The sequence below is a fragment of the Janibacter terrae genome (assembly GCF_039636765.1).
Classification (GTDB): Bacteria; Actinomycetota; Actinomycetes; order Actinomycetales; family Dermatophilaceae; genus Janibacter; species Janibacter terrae.
The window spans coordinates 3,451,788-3,467,509 of record NZ_CP144167.1 but is presented as its reverse complement, the minus strand read 5'-3'; the positions used below and the strand labels follow the sequence as shown (position 1 = coordinate 3,467,509).

Here is a 15,722-nt window from a genome sequence, read left to right as displayed (position 1 = left end):
ACTCTGGGAGGAAATTCATGCGACACACACGCATGGTCTCGGCCCTGGGCGCCTGCGCGCTCGGGCTGACCGGATTGGCGGCGACCACCACTGCCGCCGCTGCGCCCACCGTGGACAGTGGAGTGAGCTCGACCACGGGCCCCGCCAAGCACTACGTGGTCCTGGCGGACCGCGGCGGCAGCGCCAAGGCGCTCGCCGCCCGTCTCAAGGCGAAGGGAGCGAAGATCACCTCGGTCAACGAAGCCGTCGGCATGGTCACGCTCACCTCGACCGACACCCGGTTCGCGGCCAAGGCCCGTGGCATGAGCGGTGTCTTCGGCGCCGCGGACGAGGGCGTCGTCGGTCGCTCACCGCAGCCGAAGAAGAAGGACGGTGTCGAGCGCCCCGACCGGGTCAAGGCCAAGGGTGGGGCCACCAAGGCCGACGCCAAGGGCGGCCCGGACCCGCTCGACGACAAGCTGTGGGGCATGGACATGATCCAGGCGCCGCAGGCGCAGGCGATCGAGTCCGGCGACAACCGCGTCAAGGTCGGCATCATCGACACCGGCGTCGACGCGAGCCACCCGGACATCGCGCCGAACTTCGACCACAAGCTCTCGCGCAACTTCACCACAGACATGCCCGACGTCGACGGTCCCTGCGAGGTCGAGTCCTGTGTCGACCCGGCCGACGTCGACAACGGTGGCCACGGCACGCACGTCGCCGGCACCGTCGCGGCCGCGAAGAACGGCATCGGCGTCTCGGGCGTCGCCCCCGACGTCTCGATCGTCAACGCGCGTGCCGGCCAGGACTCGGGCTACTTCTTCGTCGGCCCGACCGTCAACGCCCTCACCTACTCGGCCGACGCAGGGCTCGACGTGGTCAACATGAGCTTCTACGTCGACCCGTGGGCGTACAACTGCGTGGGCGGTGCCCCGGAGGACACGCCGGAGGAGGCCGCCGAGCAGGACATGATCATCGAGTCGATGTCCCGGGCCCTGCGGTACGCGCACTCCAAGGACGTCACGATGGTCGGTGCCCTCGGCAACTCCGCGGAGGACCTGGCCAATGTCACCTTCGACGACTCCAGCCCCGACTACCCGGAGGGTGCCGCCCACCCGCGGACCATCGACAACGCGAGCTGCTACGACCTGCCGGTCGAGGGGCCCGAGGTCATCGGTGTCTCGGCCGTGGGCCCGTCGGAGCGCAAGTCCTACTACTCGAACTACACGACGGACCTGCAGTCCGGCGAGATCGAGGTCAGCGCCCCCGGTGGTGACTCCCGCGAGTACTTCGGGACCCCGGACTACCGCAGCCCGGCCAACCTGATCCTCTCCTCCGTCCCGGAGAACGTCGTGAAGTCCGAGGGCTCGGTCGACGAGGACGGCAACATCACGGAGTTCGGTGAGGGCTACGTCTTCAAGGACTGCGGCACGGTCAAGGGCAAGGAGGCCTGCGGGTACTACGAGTACTACCAGGGCACCTCGATGGCCTCACCGCACGCCGCGGGCGTCTCGGCGCTCATCGTCAGCCGCTACGGCAAGGTCGAGGGCAAGGCGGGCTTCGGTCTCGACGCGGACACCACCCGCGACATCCTGATGGGCTCGGCCCGCAACAAGGCCTGCCCGGAGCCGCGCACCTTCGTCTACCCGGGTCTGCCCGCCGCCTACACGGCGGAGTGCGTCGGTGACGAGGACTTCAACGGCTTCTACGGCGACGGCATCATCAATGCCTACGCCGCGGTCGCGCCGAAGAAGCGCTGACGCGCCACCACCGCAGGAGGGCCGGTCACCGCGAGGTGTCCGGCCCTTCGTGCGCCAACAGCTCGTACGCCTCGACCATCGCCGGGCCGTACCAGGTGAGCAGTCGGCCGCTGACGAGCCGGGTCGGTACCCGCTCGAAGGCCTCCGGGCCGTCCTCGGGCGTGAAGACGTAGGGCTCGTCGGGCAGGAGGACGAGGTCGACGTCCTCGCGGTCGATGTCCGCGAGCTCGACGTGCGGGTAGCGCTGCGACGGGTCTGCGTCCGGCCCCGCGCAGGCGTTGGTCCAGCCGAGCCTGCTGAGCAGGTCGGTCGTGTAGGTCCGGGGGCCGACGACCATCCACGGGTCGCGCCAGATCGGGACGACCACCCGACCGCGGTCGGCCGGCGGGGGAGCCGACCACACCTCGTCGGCGCGCTCGAGCCAGGCCGGCGCGGCGAGGTCGAGCGCCTCGGTGAAGAGACGGCGCATCGACGTGATCGCCTGCGGCACGGTCTCGATGTCGGTGACCCAGACGGTGGTCCCGCGCTCGCGGAGGCGGCGCACGTCGAGCTCGCGGTTCTCCTCCTTGTTGGCCACGACGAGGTCGGGGGAGAGCCCGGCGATCGCACGCAGGTCGGGGTTCTTCGTCCCGCGCACCCGCGCGACCGCGAGGTCGGTGGGGTGCGTGCACCAGTCCGTCGCCCCGACGAGGCGCTCCGGGCAGGTCGCGGCGATCGCCTCGGTGAGGCTCGGCACGAGCGAGACGACCCGCTGCGGGGGCGAAGGGAGGTCGACCGGGGCGTCCAGGTCGTCGCGAGTGGTCATCGCCCCGCCAGGGCGAGGGCGAGCAGCTCGCTGAGCGCCATCGCCGAGATCGCCAGGGCCAGCGCGAAGGGGGCCCGGCCGTCACGTCGTCGGGAGGGCTCGACCGGCGCGGCGGCGTACCGCCGCCGGCCGAGCACGAAGGCTGCGCCCGCCAGCCCCAGGGTGGCGAGCATGATGACGAGCGCCGCGGGGCCGAGCTGACCGGAGGTGTGCCGGGCGATGATCGCCGCGCCGGCGGCGGCCGCGAGGGCGGTCCGCTGCCAAGCCAGCGCGGTGCGCTCCGGCTGGGCGCCGTGCGGTGCCGACCGCGCGAGCTCGCTCATCCCCGGCTCACCTCCCCGCCACGACGACGGTGAGCACGGCTGCCGCCACGAGGATGACGCCCGTGACGACGGCGGCCGCCACGCCGAGGGAGGGCAGGGGCTCGGCTCGGCGCATGGCGCGCTCGGCCATAGCCCACCGGAGGAAGGCCAGGACCGGGCAGAGCGCGCCGAGGACGAGCAGCATCGCCGCCAGCCCGCGCGTGATCGCCTCGGGCGCCCCGAGGTCGAGCACGTCGACGGCCACCCCCGCGGCGAGCAGCGCGAGCGTCGTGCGCAGCCATGCGAGGAAGGTCCGCTCGTTGGCGAGGGAAAAGCGGTAGTCCGGTTCCTCCCCTTCGCCGTACACCTGCGACGGCCAGCGATCAGTGCTCACACGTTGCGACGGTACTGCCCGCCGACCTCGAAGAAGGCGTCGGTCACCTGCTGCAGGCTGCACACGCGCGCGGCGTCCATCAGGACGTCGAAGACGTTGGCATCGGTGGTCGCCGCCTCCTTGAGGCGGGCGATCGCCTGCTCGGCCTCCTCGCGGTGCGTCTCCTGGTACGCGCGTACGCGCTGCAGCTGCGAGACCTTCTCGGACTCGGTGGCGCGGGCGAGCTCGATCTCGTCGGCCTCCCCCTTCGACCCGTCCTCGCGGAGGAAGGTGTTGACGCCGATGATCGGCAGCGTGCCGTCGTGCTTGCGGTGCTCGTAGAGCATCGACTCGTCCTGGATCCTGCCCCGCTGGTACCCGGTCTCCATGGCGCCGAGGACGCCACCGCGGTCGCTGATCCGGTCGAACTCGACGAGCACGGCCTCCTCGACGAGGTCGGTGAGCTCGTCCATGAGGTAGCTGCCCTGGAGGGGGTTCTCGTTGAAGGAGACGCCCCACTCGCGGCTGATGATCAGCTGGATCGCGAGCGCCCGGCGCACCGACTCCGTCGACGGGGTGGTGACGGCCTCGTCGTAGGCGTTGGTGTGCAGGCTGTTGGCGTTGTCGTAGAGCGCGTTGAGCGCCTGCAGCGTCGTGCGGATGTCGTTGAAGTCCATCTCCTGCGCGTGCAGCGACCGGCCGGAGGTCTGGATGTGGTACTTCAGCTTCTGGCTGCGCTCGTTGGCCCCGTACTTCTCCTTCATCGCCACGGCCCAGATGCGGCGGGCGACCCGGCCGAGGACCGCGTACTCCGGGTCCATGCCGGAGGAGAAGAAGAAGGACAGGTTGGGCGCGAAGTCGTTGATGTCCATGCCGCGCGCGAGGTAGGTCTCGACGTAGGTGAACCCGTTCGCGAGGGTGAAGGCGAGCTGGCTGATGGGGTTCGCCCCGGCCTCGGCGATGTGGTAGCCGGAGATCGAGACCGAGTAGAAGTTGCGCACCTGCTGCTCGATGAACCACTCCTGGATGTCGGCCATCATCCGCAGCGAGAACTCGGTGGAGAAGAGGCAGGTGTTCTGCCCCTGGTCCTCCTTGAGGATGTCCGCCTGGACGGTGCCGCGGACGTTGTGCAGCGCGTGGGCGCGCAGCTCCTCGGCCTCGGCGGCGGAGGGCTCGCGGCCCTCGCGCTCGCGGAAGGCGTCGACCTGCTGGTCGATCGCGGTGTTGAGGAAGAAGGCGAGGACCGTCGGCGCGGGGCCGTTGATGGTCATCGACACGCTCGTCGAGGGGGAGAGCAGGTCGAAGCCCGAGTAGAGCGCCTTCATGTCCTCGAGGGTCGCGACGGAGACGCCGGAGGTGCCGACCTTGCCGTAGATGTCCGGGCGCTCGCCGGGGTCGCGACCGTAGAGGGTCACGGAGTCGAAGGCGGTCGACAGGCGCGTGGCGGGCTGTCCCTCGGAGAGCAGCTTGAACCGGCGGTTGGTGCGGAAGGGGTCGCCCTCGCCGGCGAACATGCGCGCCGGGTCCTCGTTGTCCCGCTTGAACGGGAAGACGCCGGCGGTGAAGGGGAAGCGGCCGGGGAGGTTCTCCCGGCGCCAGAAGCTCACGAGCTCGCCGTGGTCGGTGGTCCGGGGGAGCGCGACGCGGGAGATCTTGTTGCCGGAGAGGGACTCCTTGAAAAGGCGTGTGCGCACAGGCTCTTTTCGTCCCCGGATCGTCACGACCTGCTCGTCACCCGAGTAGGACTCGACGACGCTCGGCCAGGCCTCGATCTGCTCGCCGATCTCCGCGGGGAGGGTCGTGCGGGCGGCATCGAGCAGCTCGTCGACGCCGTGACCGTCCTTGCCGGCCGCGGTCAGCTCGTCGTCGACGAGCGCGAGCCGCTGCACGCGACGCGCGGTCTCGGCGAGCCGCGCTGTCTCGGCGTGGTACCCACGCACGGTCTCGGCGATCTCGGCGAGGTAGCGCACCCTGGTGGCGGGCACGAGCTGGTCGAAGCGGGTGGAGTACTTCGTCGCGACCGGTGCGAGCTGGCCCTCCTCGACGTGCAGCCCCTTGTCGGTGAGCAGGTCCCGGACATGGTGGTACAGCGCGGTGACGCCGTCGTCGTTGAAGGTCGCGGCCGAGGTGCCGAAGACCGGCATGTCCTCGGGACGCTGGCCGAAGGCCTCGCGGTTGCGCACGAGCTGGCGCGCGACGTCACGCAGCGCGTCGGCCGCGCCGCGGCGCTCGAACTTGTTGATCGCGACCACCTCGGCGAAGTCGAGCATGTCGATCTTCTCCAGCTGGCTGGCCGCGCCGAACTCCGGCGTCATGACGTACATCGGCACGTCGACGAAGGGGATGATCGCGGCGTCGCCCTGCCCGATGCCGGGCGTCTCCACGATGACGAGGTCGTAGCCGGCCGCCTTGATGATGTCGATGACGGTCTGCAGCGAGTCGGGGACCTCGCGGTCGCCGCGGGTGGCGAGCGAGCGGAAGAACACGGGGGAGGCGCCGGACGTGGACTCGCCGAGGGAGTTCATCCGGATCCGGTCGCCGAGGAGGGCACCGCCGCCCTTGCGGCGGGTCGGGTCGACCGCGATGACGGCGATGCGCAGCTTGTCCTGCTGGTCGACGCGGAAGCGGCGGACGAGCTCGTCGGTGAGCGAGGACTTGCCCGAGCCGCCGGTGCCGGTGAGACCGAGGACGGGGGCGGAGGATCGACGTGCCGCCTCCGCGATGCCGCCGAGGAAGGCCTCGTCGAGGTGGCCGAGCTCGGCGCCGGAGATGGCGCGGGCGACGGCGGCGCGCTCGCCGGCGAGGACCGGCTCGAGGGCGACGGGGCCCTGCTCCCACACGTCGGTGTCGCAGTCCCGGATGAGCGTGTTGATCATGCCGGGCAGGCCGAGCCGCTGGCCGTCCTCGGGGGAGAAGATGCGCACACCCGCCTCGCGCAACCGGTCGATCTCCTCGGGGACGATGACGCCGCCACCGCCGCCGAAGACCTTGACGTGACCTGCGCCCTGCTCGCGCAGCAGCTGCGTCAGGTACTCGAAGTACTCGACGTGCCCGCCCTGGTAGGACGAGACGGCGACGCCCTGGACGTCCTCGTCGATCGCCGCGTCGACGACCTCCTGGACGGAGCGGTTGTGGCCGAGGTGGACGACCTCCGCCCCCTGGCTCTGCATGATCCGTCGCATGATGTTGATGGATGCGTCGTGCCCGTCGAAGAGCGCGGACGCGGTCACGAAACGGACCGGGTGGGTGGGGGAGTGCAGCTCGGGCGTGGCAGGCGCAGCCATGGGTGAGTCCTCGTCGTCGGGGAGCCGGTATGGACAAATACTAGGACATCCAAGTAAATGCCGAAACCCCCGCCCTCGCTCCCTGAGGAGCTTGCGCTGGCGGGCTTCCCCTCGCTCCCTGAGGAGCTTGCGCAGGCGGGCTTCCCCTCGCTCCCTGAGGAGCTGGCGCTGGCGGGCTTCCCCTCGCTCCCTGAGGAGCTTGCGCAGCAAGCGTCTCGAAGGGTCACTCCACGGTGTCGCCGTGCGCCGCGCGAAGGGAGCCGAGCAGCGCGGTCGCAGAACGCACCTCGTCCGCCGCGAGCCCCGGCGAGCGGAACACGCACGCGTTGAGGTCGGCGGTCGCGGCCTCGACGCGCTCCTCGCCAGCGCGGGTGAGCGAGGCGAGGACGACCCGTCGGTCGGTCTCGCGGCGCAGCCGCTCGACGAGCCCGTGCGCCTCGAGCCGCGCGACGGCGCTCGTCACGCTCGTCGCATGCACCTGGAGGAGCGAGCCGAGGCGGCTCATCGGCATGGACCGACGTCGGCTGAAGGCGAGCAGTCGCAGGATCTCGTACCGGGCGAAGCTCAGCTCGTGCGGGCGCAGGGCGGTCTCGATGCGCTCGACGAGCAGCTGGTTGGCCCGGGTGATCGAGGTGATCAGGGCCATGCCGTCGGCGGCGTCGTCCCACCCGTGGGCGACCCACTGGTCGTGGGCCGCGGCGATGGGGTCCCGGTCGGTCATGCAGGAGATCCTAGGACGTCCATGCAACCTCAGGAGGTCAGCCACCAGCCGAGGGAGACGAGGGCGAGTCCGAGGACGAGGTTGAGGACGACGTCGGCGACCGCGTGGCGGGGGCGCCCGGAGCGGGCCGCCGAGGCGACCTCGACCGCGTGCGTGGCGAAGGTCGTGAAGGCCCCGCAGAACCCGACCCCCACGAGCGGGAGCACCCAGCCCGGGGAGGCGCCGGAGGCGTGCCCGGCGACGAGCCCGAGCAGCAACGAGCCGGTGGCGTTGACCGCGAGCACGCCTCCCGCGGGCGTCGCGCCCCGGGCGCGGAGGGAGGTCGTCACCAGGTGTCGGGACATCGCCCCCAGGGCCGCGCCGAGCGCGACGAGCAGCGCGGTCACAGCTCCTCCTGGTCGATCGCGGTGTCGTCGACGAGCGGCGGTGTGTGCCAGAGCCGCTCGCCGATGACGAGCCCGGCGAGCGCCGCACCGACACCGAGCCCGAGGGTGAGCGCGAGGTAGCCGAGCAGGCCGCCGAGACCGTCGGTCGCGAGTGCGTGCCCGTCGAGCGCGAACGTCGAGTAGGTCGTCCAGCCGCCGAGCAGCCCGACGGCGACGAAGGGCCGCACGAGCGGGTGCCGCTGCGCCGCACCGAGCCACGCGACGAGCAGGCCGAGCGTGAGGGCGCCGGTGAGGTTGACGACCACCGTGCCCCACGGGGCTCCGGCCGCCGAGGAGACCGCCCAGCGCCCGAGGGAGCCGAGGGCGCCGCCTGCGGCGACGGCGAGGAGGGTCCCCCCTTCCCCCGGGGCCCGGCTCATGCCCGCTGGGTCTCGAGGAACTCCGCGATACGTCCGATCGCCTCGGTGAGGACGTCCTCGTCGGGCAGGGTCACCAGACGGAAGTGGTCGGTGTCCGGCCAGTTGAAGCCGGTGCCGTGGGTGACGAGGATCTTCTTGGCGCGCAGCAGCTCGATGACGAAGGCCTCGTCGTCGTCGATCCGGTAGACCTCCGGGTCGAGCCTCGGGAAGCAGTAGAGCGCGCCCCTCGGCTCGACGCAGCTGACGCCCGGGATCTCGTTGAGCAGGCGCGAGGCGAGCTTGATCTGGTCGTGGTACCGACCGCCGGGGACGATCAGCTCGTTGATCGACTGGTACCCGCCGAGCGCCGTCTGGATCGCGTGCTGGGCCGGCACGTTCGCGCACATCCGCATGTTGGCCAGGAGGGTGAGACCCTCCAGGAAGTCCGCCGCCAGGTGCTTCGGCCCCGAGATCATCACCCAGCCGGCGCGGTACCCGCAGACCCGGTAGGCCTTGGACAGGCCGGAGAAGGTCAGGCACAGCACGTCGTCGTCGGCGTACTCGGCGGCGTGGTGGTGGACGGCGTCGTCGAAGATGATCTTCTCGTAGATCTCGTCGGCCATGACGACGAGATCATGACGCCGCGCGATGTCGACGAGCCCGCGGACGATCTCCGGCGAGTAGACCGCACCCGTCGGGTTGTTGGGGTTGATGATGACGAGCGCGTGGGTGTTGTCGGTGATCTTGGACTCGATGTCCGCCAGGTCGGGGTTCCACCCGTTGCCCTCGTCGCACCGGTAGTGCACGGGCGTGCCGCCGGCGAGCGAGACGGCGCCGGTCCACAGCGGGTAGTCCGGTGCCGGGATGAGGATCTCGTTGCCGTTGTCGACGAAGGCCTGCAGCACCATCGAGATGAGCTCGGACACGCCGTTGCCGATGTAGACGTCCTCGACGGTCGTCTCCCGCAGCCCGCGCGACTGGTAGTACTGCGCCACCGCGGTGCGGGCCGAGTAGATCCCCTTGCTGTCGACGTAGCCCTGCGAGCCGGGCAGGTGCCGGGTCATGTCGGCGACGATCGCCTCGGGGGCCTCGAAGCCGAAGGGGGCGGTGTTGCCGATGTTGAGCTTGAGGATCTTGTGGCCCTCGGCCTCGAGGCGCTGGGCCTCGACGAGGATGGGGCCGCGCACGTCGTAACGCACGTCCTTCAGCTTGCGGCTCTGGCGGATCTGGCGCATGGCGTCAGTCTCTCAGGGAGAGGGGCCGATGCCCGGCAGCGACCGGCCGACGGACCCGGCGGGCTACATCCCCGTCGTCGAGCGGGGGTAGGGGATCTGCGGGTCCGTGACGATGTTGACGAGGTACGGCACGCCGGCGGCGAAGGCCCGGTCGAGGGCCGGCCCGATCTGCGCCGGGTCCGTGACGAGCTCACCGGCACCGCCGAGCGCCGTGACCACCTGGTCGTAGCGGGTCCGGGGGGCGAGGTCGGCGGCGACGTCGTAGCCGTAGAGCATCTGCATCGGCTGCTTCTCCAGCCCCCACGCGCTGTTGTTGCCCATGACGATGACGACCGGGAGGTCGTGCCGCACGAGCGTGTCGACGTCCATGAGCGACAGGCCGGAGGCCCCGTCGCCGAGGAGCAGCACGACCTGGGACGAAGGGCGGGCCACCCGGGCCGCGATCGCCGCACCGAGGCCGGCGCCGAGGCACCCGAAGGGGCCGGGGTCCAGCCACCCGCCCGGACGTTGCGGCTCGACGAACCGCCCGGCCCAGGAGACGAAGTCGCCGCCGTCGCCGATGACGACCGCGTCCTCCGCGAGGCGGGGGAGCAGCTCCCCGTAGATGCGGGCCGGGTGCGCGGGCGAGACCGCGCTCGTCAGCAGCTCCCGGTCCCGGCTCGCGCGGCCGGCGGCCTCCTCGGCGAGCCGGTCCGTCCAGGCCGTCCAGTCCGCGTGGCCGCGTGCCGTGACCGCGGCGAGCAGGGCGTCGAGGACGAGCGTGAGGTCACCGGAGGCGCTCGCCGCCGGCTCCGCGTGCGAGCTGACCTGCCCGAGGGAGTCGGCGATGTGCACGACCTGCGCGTCCGCTCCTCCGAGGCCGCCGAACTGCCCGTAGGCGAGCCGGAAGTCGAGCGGTGTGCCGACGACGACCGCGAGGTCGCACTCGCCGACAGCGGTCCTGCGCGCCCTGCCGACGAGCAGCGGGTGCCCGCCGGGGAGGATGCCACGGCCCATGCCGTTGGTCAGGGTCGGCAGGCCGAGCTCCTCGACGAGGCGCAGCGCCGACTCCTCCGCGCCGTCGCTCCACACGTCGGTGCCGAGGACGAGCAGCGGACGTTCGGCGCGGGCCACGAGCCCGGCGACGGCGTCGACGTCACCGCTCGTCGGCTGCTGGGGCAGGGGCGCGCTCGCCTCGACCGGCGCCCCCTCGGCGTCGCCGAAGAGCTCGTCCATCGGGATGTCGAGGAAGACCGGGCCCCGGTGCGGCGCCGCCGCGAGGTGGAAGGCCTCGTCGACCTCGTCGGCGATCTCGTCGACCGAGCCGACCGTCGCCGCGCGCTTGGTGACCGGCCCGAGCAGGCGGGGGTGGTCGAGCTCCTGGAGCGCCCCCCTTCCCCACGAGAAGGATGCCGCCCGGCCGCCGAGGACGACGAGGGGGGAGCCCGAGAAGTGCGCCTGGGTGATGGCGCTGATCCCGTTGGTGACGCCGGGGCCGGCGGTGAGCACCGCCAGGCCGGGTGTGCGGGTCAGCTTGCCCATCGCCTCGGCCGCGAAGACCGCGGTCTGCTCGTGGCGCACGTCGAGCAGGCGCATCGGCGGCTCGGCGCGGACCGCGCCGTCGTAGAGCGGGAACACGTGGGCGCCCGTGAGCGTGAACATCGTGCTCACCCCGTGCGCCGCCGCGGCGGAGACGGCGCGCGCGCCGCCGCTGACCTCGTCGAAGTGCTCCATGCGCCCCTAGGTTACTCTTCGGTAGGTCCGTAGGGTGGCGGGGTGAGCACCGACCCTTCGCACACCGTGTGGGACGACGAGGAGGCCGCCCGGGAGGCGGCCATCGCCGAGGAGCACCTCGCCGAGGACGAAGGGGAGGCCCCTCCCGTCGACGACGCGGACTGAGCGCCGACCGGGACTGTCCAGTGAGACGAGACGCCGTCTCACCTCGTGGCCTGTGATCATCGTCCCCATCCCAGACCCACGGGTGGCGTGGGGGCCTGTCGTAGGTTGCCCACCAACCACACCCACACCCCTGACCAGGAGTGACGATGCGACTTGGCGTGCCCAAGGAGTCGAAGCGCGGAGAAACCCGCGTCGCGGCGACCCCCAGAACGGTCGAGCAGCTGATCAAGCTCGGATACGACGTCGTCGTCGAGCCCGGTGCCGGTGAGGCCTCCGCCTACCCGGACCAGGCCTACCTCGACGCCGGAGCCACCCTCGAGCCCGCCGAGCAGGTGTGGGCCAGCGACGTCGTCGCCAAGATCAACGCGCCCTCCGACGAAGAGGTGCCGCGCCTGCGGTCCGGGGCGATCCTCGCCTCCCTGCTCGCGCCGGCGCTCAACCCCGACAAGGTCGAGGCGCTGCGCGCCCAGGGCGTCACCGCGCTGGCGATGGACGCCGTGCCGCGCATCTCGCGCGCGCAGTCGCTCGACGTGCTCTCCTCGATGGCCAACATCGCGGGCTACCGCGCGGTCGTCGAGTCCGCGCACGAGTTCGGTGGCCTCTTCACCGGACAGGTGACGGCCGCGGGCAAGGTCCCGCCGGCCAAGGTCCTCGTCTGCGGGGCCGGCGTCGCCGGCCTGGCGGCGATCGGTGCCGCCGGTTCGCTCGGTGCGATCGTGCGCGCCTTCGACGTGCGCCCCGAGGTCGCCGAGCAGGTCGAGTCGATGGGCGCCGAGTTCCTCCGGATCGACGTCCAGCAGGAGGTCTCGAGCGACGGCTACGCCAAGGAGACCGGCGAGGACTTCAACCGCAAGGCCGCCGAGCTGTACGCGGAGCAGGCCAAGGACGTCGACATCATCATCACGACGGCCCTCATCCCCGGCCGGCCGGCGCCGCGCCTCATCACCGAGGAGATGGTCGCCTCGATGAAGCCGGGCTCGGTCATCATCGACATGGCGGCCGGCTCCGGCGGCAACGTCGCCGGGTCCGTCGCGGACGAGCGTGTCGTCACCGAGGGCGGCGTGCGGATCATCGGCTACACCGACCTCGCGGGCCGCCTGCCCACGCAGGCCAGCCAGCTCTTCGGCACCAACATCGTCAACCTGCTCAAGCTGCTGACCCCGGACAAGGACGGTCGGCCCGTCCTCGACATGGAGGACACCGTCGTGCGCGGCATGACGGTCACCCGGGCCGAGGAGACCCTCTGGCCGCCGCCGCCCGTGCAGGTCTCCGCGGCTCAGAGCGCCCCGGCCGCCGCGGCACAGGTCGAGCCCGAGCCCGCGAAGCCCGTCGACCCCAACCGCAAGTTCTGGCTCATCGGCGGGGCAGCGGTGGTCTTCCTCGTCCTCGCCGCCTTCATGCCGGCCGCCTTCCTGTCGCACTTCATCGTCTTCGCGCTCGCGGTCGTCATCGGCTTCTACGTCATCGGGCACGTGCACCACGCGCTGCACACGCCGCTGATGTCGGTGACCAACGCGATCTCCGGGATCATCGTCGTCGGGGCCCTGCTGCAGGTCACCTCGTCGAACCTGACGATCCAGGTCATCGCAGCCGCCGCCATCTTCTTCGCCAGCATCAACGTCTTCGGTGGCTTCACCGTGACGAACCGGATGCTCAACATGTTCCGGAAGGGCTGAGTCGTGCTGTCCACCGTCGTCACCGCCGCCTACATCGTCGCGGCGCTCCTCTTCATCCTGTCCCTGGCCGGCCTGAGCAGGCACGAGTCGGCCAAGCACGGCAACTGGTTCGGCATGGCCGGCATGGCCATCGCCCTCCTCGCCACCATCGCCCTCGTCATCGACGGGGTCTACGGCGACGCCGAGGCCACCGACGCCGGCAAGTGGGGCCTGGGCGTCCTCGTCGTCACGATGGCCCTCGGCGGGCTCATCGGTGTGCGCATCGCCCGCCGGGTCGAGATGACCGGCATGCCCGAGCTCATCGCGATGATGCACTCCTTCGTCGGCCTGGCCGCCGTGCTCGTCGGCTACAACACCTTCTTCGCGTCGCACGGTGACGGCGCCGAGGCGGTCGCCGAGCACAAGCGGCTCGAGGCGATCGACATGGTCGGCATCCACAACGGCGAGGTCTTCGTCGGCGTCTTCATCGGCGCAGTGACCTTCACCGGATCGATCGTCGCCTACCTCAAGCTCAGCGCGAAGATGAAGTCCTCGCCGCTCGTGCTCCCCGCGCGGCACTGGCTCAACCTGCTCGCCGTGCTCGTCTCCGTCGCCCTGTGCGTCTGGTTCGTCGTCTCCCCTTCGCTCCTGCCGCTGGCGATCATGACGGTCATCGCGCTGCTCTTCGGCTGGCACCTCGTCGCCTCCATCGGCGGCGGCGACATGCCGGTCGTCGTCTCGATGCTCAACAGCTACTCGGGCTGGGCCGCGGCCGCCGCGGGCTTCATGCTCTCCAACGACCTGCTCATCGTCACCGGTGCGCTCGTCGGCTCCTCCGGTGCCTTCCTGAGCTACATCATGTGCAAGGCGATGAACCGCTCCTTCGTCTCCGTCATCGCCGGTGGCTTCGGCTCCGACGGCCAGGTCACGGGCGAGGACAAGGACTACGGCGAGCACCGCGAGATCCAGGCCGATGCCGTCGCCGAGCTGCTCCTCGAGGCCTCGTCGGTGGTCATCGCCCCGGGCTACGGCATGGCCGTCGCGCAGGCGCAGTACCCGGTCGCCGACCTCACCGCTCAGCTGCGGGCGAAGGGGGTGGACGTCCGGTTCGGCATCCACCCGGTCGCCGGCCGCCTCCCGGGCCACATGAACGTCCTCCTCGCCGAGGCGAAGGTGCCCTACGACGTCGTGCTCGAGATGGACGAGATCAACGACGACTTCCCGGAGACGGACGTCGTCCTGGTCATCGGCGCCAACGACACGGTCAACCCGGCCGCGGCCGAGGACCCGACGAGCCCGATCGCCGGCATGCCGGTGCTCGAGGTGTGGAACGCCAAGGACGTCATCGTCTTCAAGCGCTCGATGGCCACGGGGTACGCGGGCGTCCAGAACCCGCTGTTCTTCCGGGACAACACCCAGATGCTCTTCGGCGACGCCAAGGACCGGGTGAGCGACATCCTCAAGGCCCTCTGAGGTCCTCCGGGCCACCGCACCACCGCACCACCGCACCACCGCGAAGGACGGCGCTCACCTCATGGGGTGGGCGCCGCCCTTCGTCGTCCCCGGACCCCGCATTCCCCTAGGGCAATGCGCACCTGAACCCGCATTCCCCTAGGGCAATGCAGAGGTGCGTGGGCGCGTGGCGGGTGGAGCCGCCCGCTCGCCGCAGCCAGCCTCGTCAGCGCCGTCGTCTCCGGGGCCGCGCTCGTGTGGCTGCTCCTCACCGAGCAGCTGCTGACGGACCTGCCGCGAGAGCTCGAAGCGACCTTCGGCTGGGACGCGGGCTGGAGCCTCTCGATCCCGGCGGTGGCGGTCGGCATCGTCGTCATCACCGGCTGGGAGGCGTTCACGGCGGTGCGCCGCATGCGCGACACCGGCCGCGTCGAGCCGGTCGGCGCCCGCACCGACGGTCAGTAGGCGTCGGGGTCGTACGGGGGGAGCTCTCCGGTGTCGGCGTCGTGCTCACGGTGCTCGAGGTCGCGGCTGCGGTAGATGGAGCTGTCGAGGCGGGGCGGGGGCCCGTAGACCGCCGGGTCGGGCACCGGACCGCCCCCGACGTACACGCCGTCGACGATCCCCAGGCGCGTCGCGTAGTCCGCCGAGGTCTCCCAGGCCGGCTCGTCGTCGCGGGGGGCGCCCCCTTCGTCATCGTCGTCGATCGGACCCATGCCGAAGACCACCGAGCAGATCGCCCGGTAGTTGTCGTCCGGGTCGGGCACGAAGCGGATGCTCGAGAGGGCCTGGTCCTGCCCGGCGCTCTCGAGGACGAAGGTGCCGTATCCGAGGATGCGGCCGAGCAGCGGGCGCTCGTAGCCCATGTCGGTGACCTTCTTGAGCGGCATCATCGAGACCTTGTGGTTGATCCAGCCCTCGAAGAGCACGATCCGCTTGTCGGTCGCGACGACCCGCGTGTGGCGCCACTCGATCCACTGCCACGCGGCCCAGGCGACCACGCCGAACCACAGCAGCCACACGTAGCCGAGGATGCCGGCGTCGGCGTCGCTCACCGAGATGTCGAGCCAGAGACAGAGCGCGAGCGAGGCGAGCACGGCCACGGCGGGCTTGAGCAGGACGATGCGGTGGTGCCGGATCTCGGCCACCGGGGTCTCGCCGGGGAGGAGGTACTTGCGCAGCCCTCGGTGGGCGACCTCCGCGGCCATCGTTACCTCGCGATGAGGGAGTCGAAGAAGCGCCCGATGTTGCGCACGCCGTTGGCGATCACGTCCCAGGCGGAGCCGACGATGTTGGCCGCGTCGCTCGGCGAGGTGAGGATCGCGTAGAGGAGGAAGATCGTGAGCAGCCACAGGACGATCTTCTTGATCGGCGGCGTGTTCATCTCGCGTGCTCCTCCGTCATCTGCGGGCTGGGGTCGGCCCGAGGCGGGCGTGGGACGGGCTCAAGTGTTGCAGATGTGACGGGTGTGGCGTCCGACATTCCTCCCGG

The 15,722-nt window shown here is 71.0% G+C and carries 16 protein-coding genes; 5 read left to right on the top strand and 11 right to left on the bottom strand.

The genetic code is table 11. From position 1 onward, the window contains the following. The first annotated feature begins 17 nt into the window (after positions 1 to 17). Positions 18 to 1,742 (top strand): S8 family serine peptidase, encoded by a 1,725-nt coding sequence (locus tag V3C34_RS17325; protein WP_338537519.1) that lies wholly within the window; start codon positions 18 to 20, stop codon positions 1,740 to 1,742. 25 nt (positions 1,743 to 1,767) lie between these two features. Here the strand turns inward: V3C34_RS17325 and V3C34_RS17320 are convergent, their stop codons facing one another. From V3C34_RS17320 to V3C34_RS17280, 9 genes are all read right to left on the bottom strand, one after another. Beyond that, the gene (locus tag V3C34_RS17320; protein WP_346007744.1) at positions 1,768 to 2,547 is read right to left on the bottom strand and encodes a helical backbone metal receptor; all 780 of its coding nucleotides are present in this window, start codon (positions 2,545 to 2,547) and stop codon (positions 1,768 to 1,770) included. Further along, positions 2,544 to 2,870, bottom strand: a complete 327-nt coding sequence (locus V3C34_RS17315) for a DUF202 domain-containing protein (RefSeq protein WP_068329504.1) — start codon at positions 2,868 to 2,870, stop codon at positions 2,544 to 2,546. Before V3C34_RS17315 ends, V3C34_RS17320 begins: the two co-directional genes overlap by 4 nt. 7 nt (positions 2,871 to 2,877) lie before the next feature. After that, positions 2,878 to 3,243, bottom strand: a complete 366-nt coding sequence (locus tag V3C34_RS17310) for a YidH family protein (protein WP_068329507.1) — start codon at positions 3,241 to 3,243, stop codon at positions 2,878 to 2,880. Then, the gene (gene icmF / locus V3C34_RS17305) at positions 3,240 to 6,506 is read right to left on the bottom strand and encodes a fused isobutyryl-CoA mutase/GTPase IcmF (protein WP_346007743.1); all 3,267 of its coding nucleotides are present in this window, start codon (positions 6,504 to 6,506) and stop codon (positions 3,240 to 3,242) included. The genes V3C34_RS17310 and icmF overlap by 4 nt, the downstream gene beginning before the upstream one ends. 223 nt (positions 6,507 to 6,729) lie before the next feature. Continuing rightward, positions 6,730 to 7,227: a MarR family winged helix-turn-helix transcriptional regulator gene (locus V3C34_RS17300; protein ID WP_068329513.1), complete on the bottom strand. Its 498-nt coding sequence runs from the start codon at positions 7,225 to 7,227 to the stop codon at positions 6,730 to 6,732. A 29-nt stretch (positions 7,228 to 7,256) separates the two neighbouring features. Then, positions 7,257 to 7,613 (bottom strand): fluoride efflux transporter FluC, encoded by a 357-nt coding sequence (locus tag V3C34_RS17295; protein WP_068424279.1) that lies wholly within the window; start codon positions 7,611 to 7,613, stop codon positions 7,257 to 7,259. Continuing rightward, entirely contained in the window at positions 7,610 to 8,032 is a 423-nt protein-coding gene (locus V3C34_RS17290) for a fluoride efflux transporter FluC (protein WP_068424280.1), read from the bottom strand. The genes V3C34_RS17295 and V3C34_RS17290 overlap by 4 nt, the downstream gene beginning before the upstream one ends. Beyond that, a complete protein-coding gene (locus tag V3C34_RS17285; RefSeq protein WP_068329523.1) occupies positions 8,029 to 9,246 on the bottom strand; it encodes a pyridoxal phosphate-dependent aminotransferase in 1,218 nt (405 codons plus the stop codon). The genes V3C34_RS17290 and V3C34_RS17285 overlap by 4 nt, the downstream gene beginning before the upstream one ends. A gap of 63 nt (positions 9,247 to 9,309) precedes the next feature. After that, complete coding sequence (locus V3C34_RS17280; RefSeq protein WP_346007742.1) at positions 9,310 to 10,959, bottom strand: acetolactate synthase; 1,650 nt, start codon at positions 10,957 to 10,959, stop codon at positions 9,310 to 9,312. A 42-nt stretch (positions 10,960 to 11,001) separates the two neighbouring features. Between V3C34_RS17280 and V3C34_RS17275 the strand changes: the two genes are divergently transcribed. From V3C34_RS17275 to V3C34_RS17260, 4 genes are all read left to right on the top strand, one after another. Then, a complete protein-coding gene (locus V3C34_RS17275; protein ID WP_255218353.1) occupies positions 11,002 to 11,124 on the top strand; it encodes a hypothetical protein in 123 nt (40 codons plus the stop codon). A gap of 146 nt (positions 11,125 to 11,270) precedes the next feature. After that, positions 11,271 to 12,800, top strand: a complete 1,530-nt coding sequence (locus tag V3C34_RS17270) for a Re/Si-specific NAD(P)(+) transhydrogenase subunit alpha (RefSeq protein WP_346007741.1) — start codon at positions 11,271 to 11,273, stop codon at positions 12,798 to 12,800. 3 nt (positions 12,801 to 12,803) lie between these two features. Next, positions 12,804 to 14,252, top strand: a complete 1,449-nt coding sequence (gene pntB / locus V3C34_RS17265; RefSeq protein WP_338537525.1) for a Re/Si-specific NAD(P)(+) transhydrogenase subunit beta — start codon at positions 12,804 to 12,806, stop codon at positions 14,250 to 14,252. A gap of 234 nt (positions 14,253 to 14,486) precedes the next feature. Then, on the top strand, positions 14,487 to 14,696 hold the full coding sequence (locus V3C34_RS17260) for a hypothetical protein (RefSeq protein WP_068424288.1): 210 nt from the start codon (positions 14,487 to 14,489) through the stop codon (positions 14,694 to 14,696). Here the strand turns inward: V3C34_RS17260 and V3C34_RS17255 are convergent. Beyond that, entirely contained in the window at positions 14,690 to 15,439 is a 750-nt protein-coding gene (locus V3C34_RS17255; RefSeq protein WP_068329550.1) for a PH domain-containing protein, read from the bottom strand. The two genes, V3C34_RS17260 and V3C34_RS17255, sit on opposite strands and share 7 nt — an antisense overlap. A 2-nt stretch (positions 15,440 to 15,441) precedes the next feature. Continuing rightward, entirely contained in the window at positions 15,442 to 15,615 is a 174-nt protein-coding gene (locus V3C34_RS17250) for a hypothetical protein (RefSeq protein ID WP_169702081.1), read from the bottom strand. Positions 15,616 to 15,722: the final 107 nt, after the last annotated feature.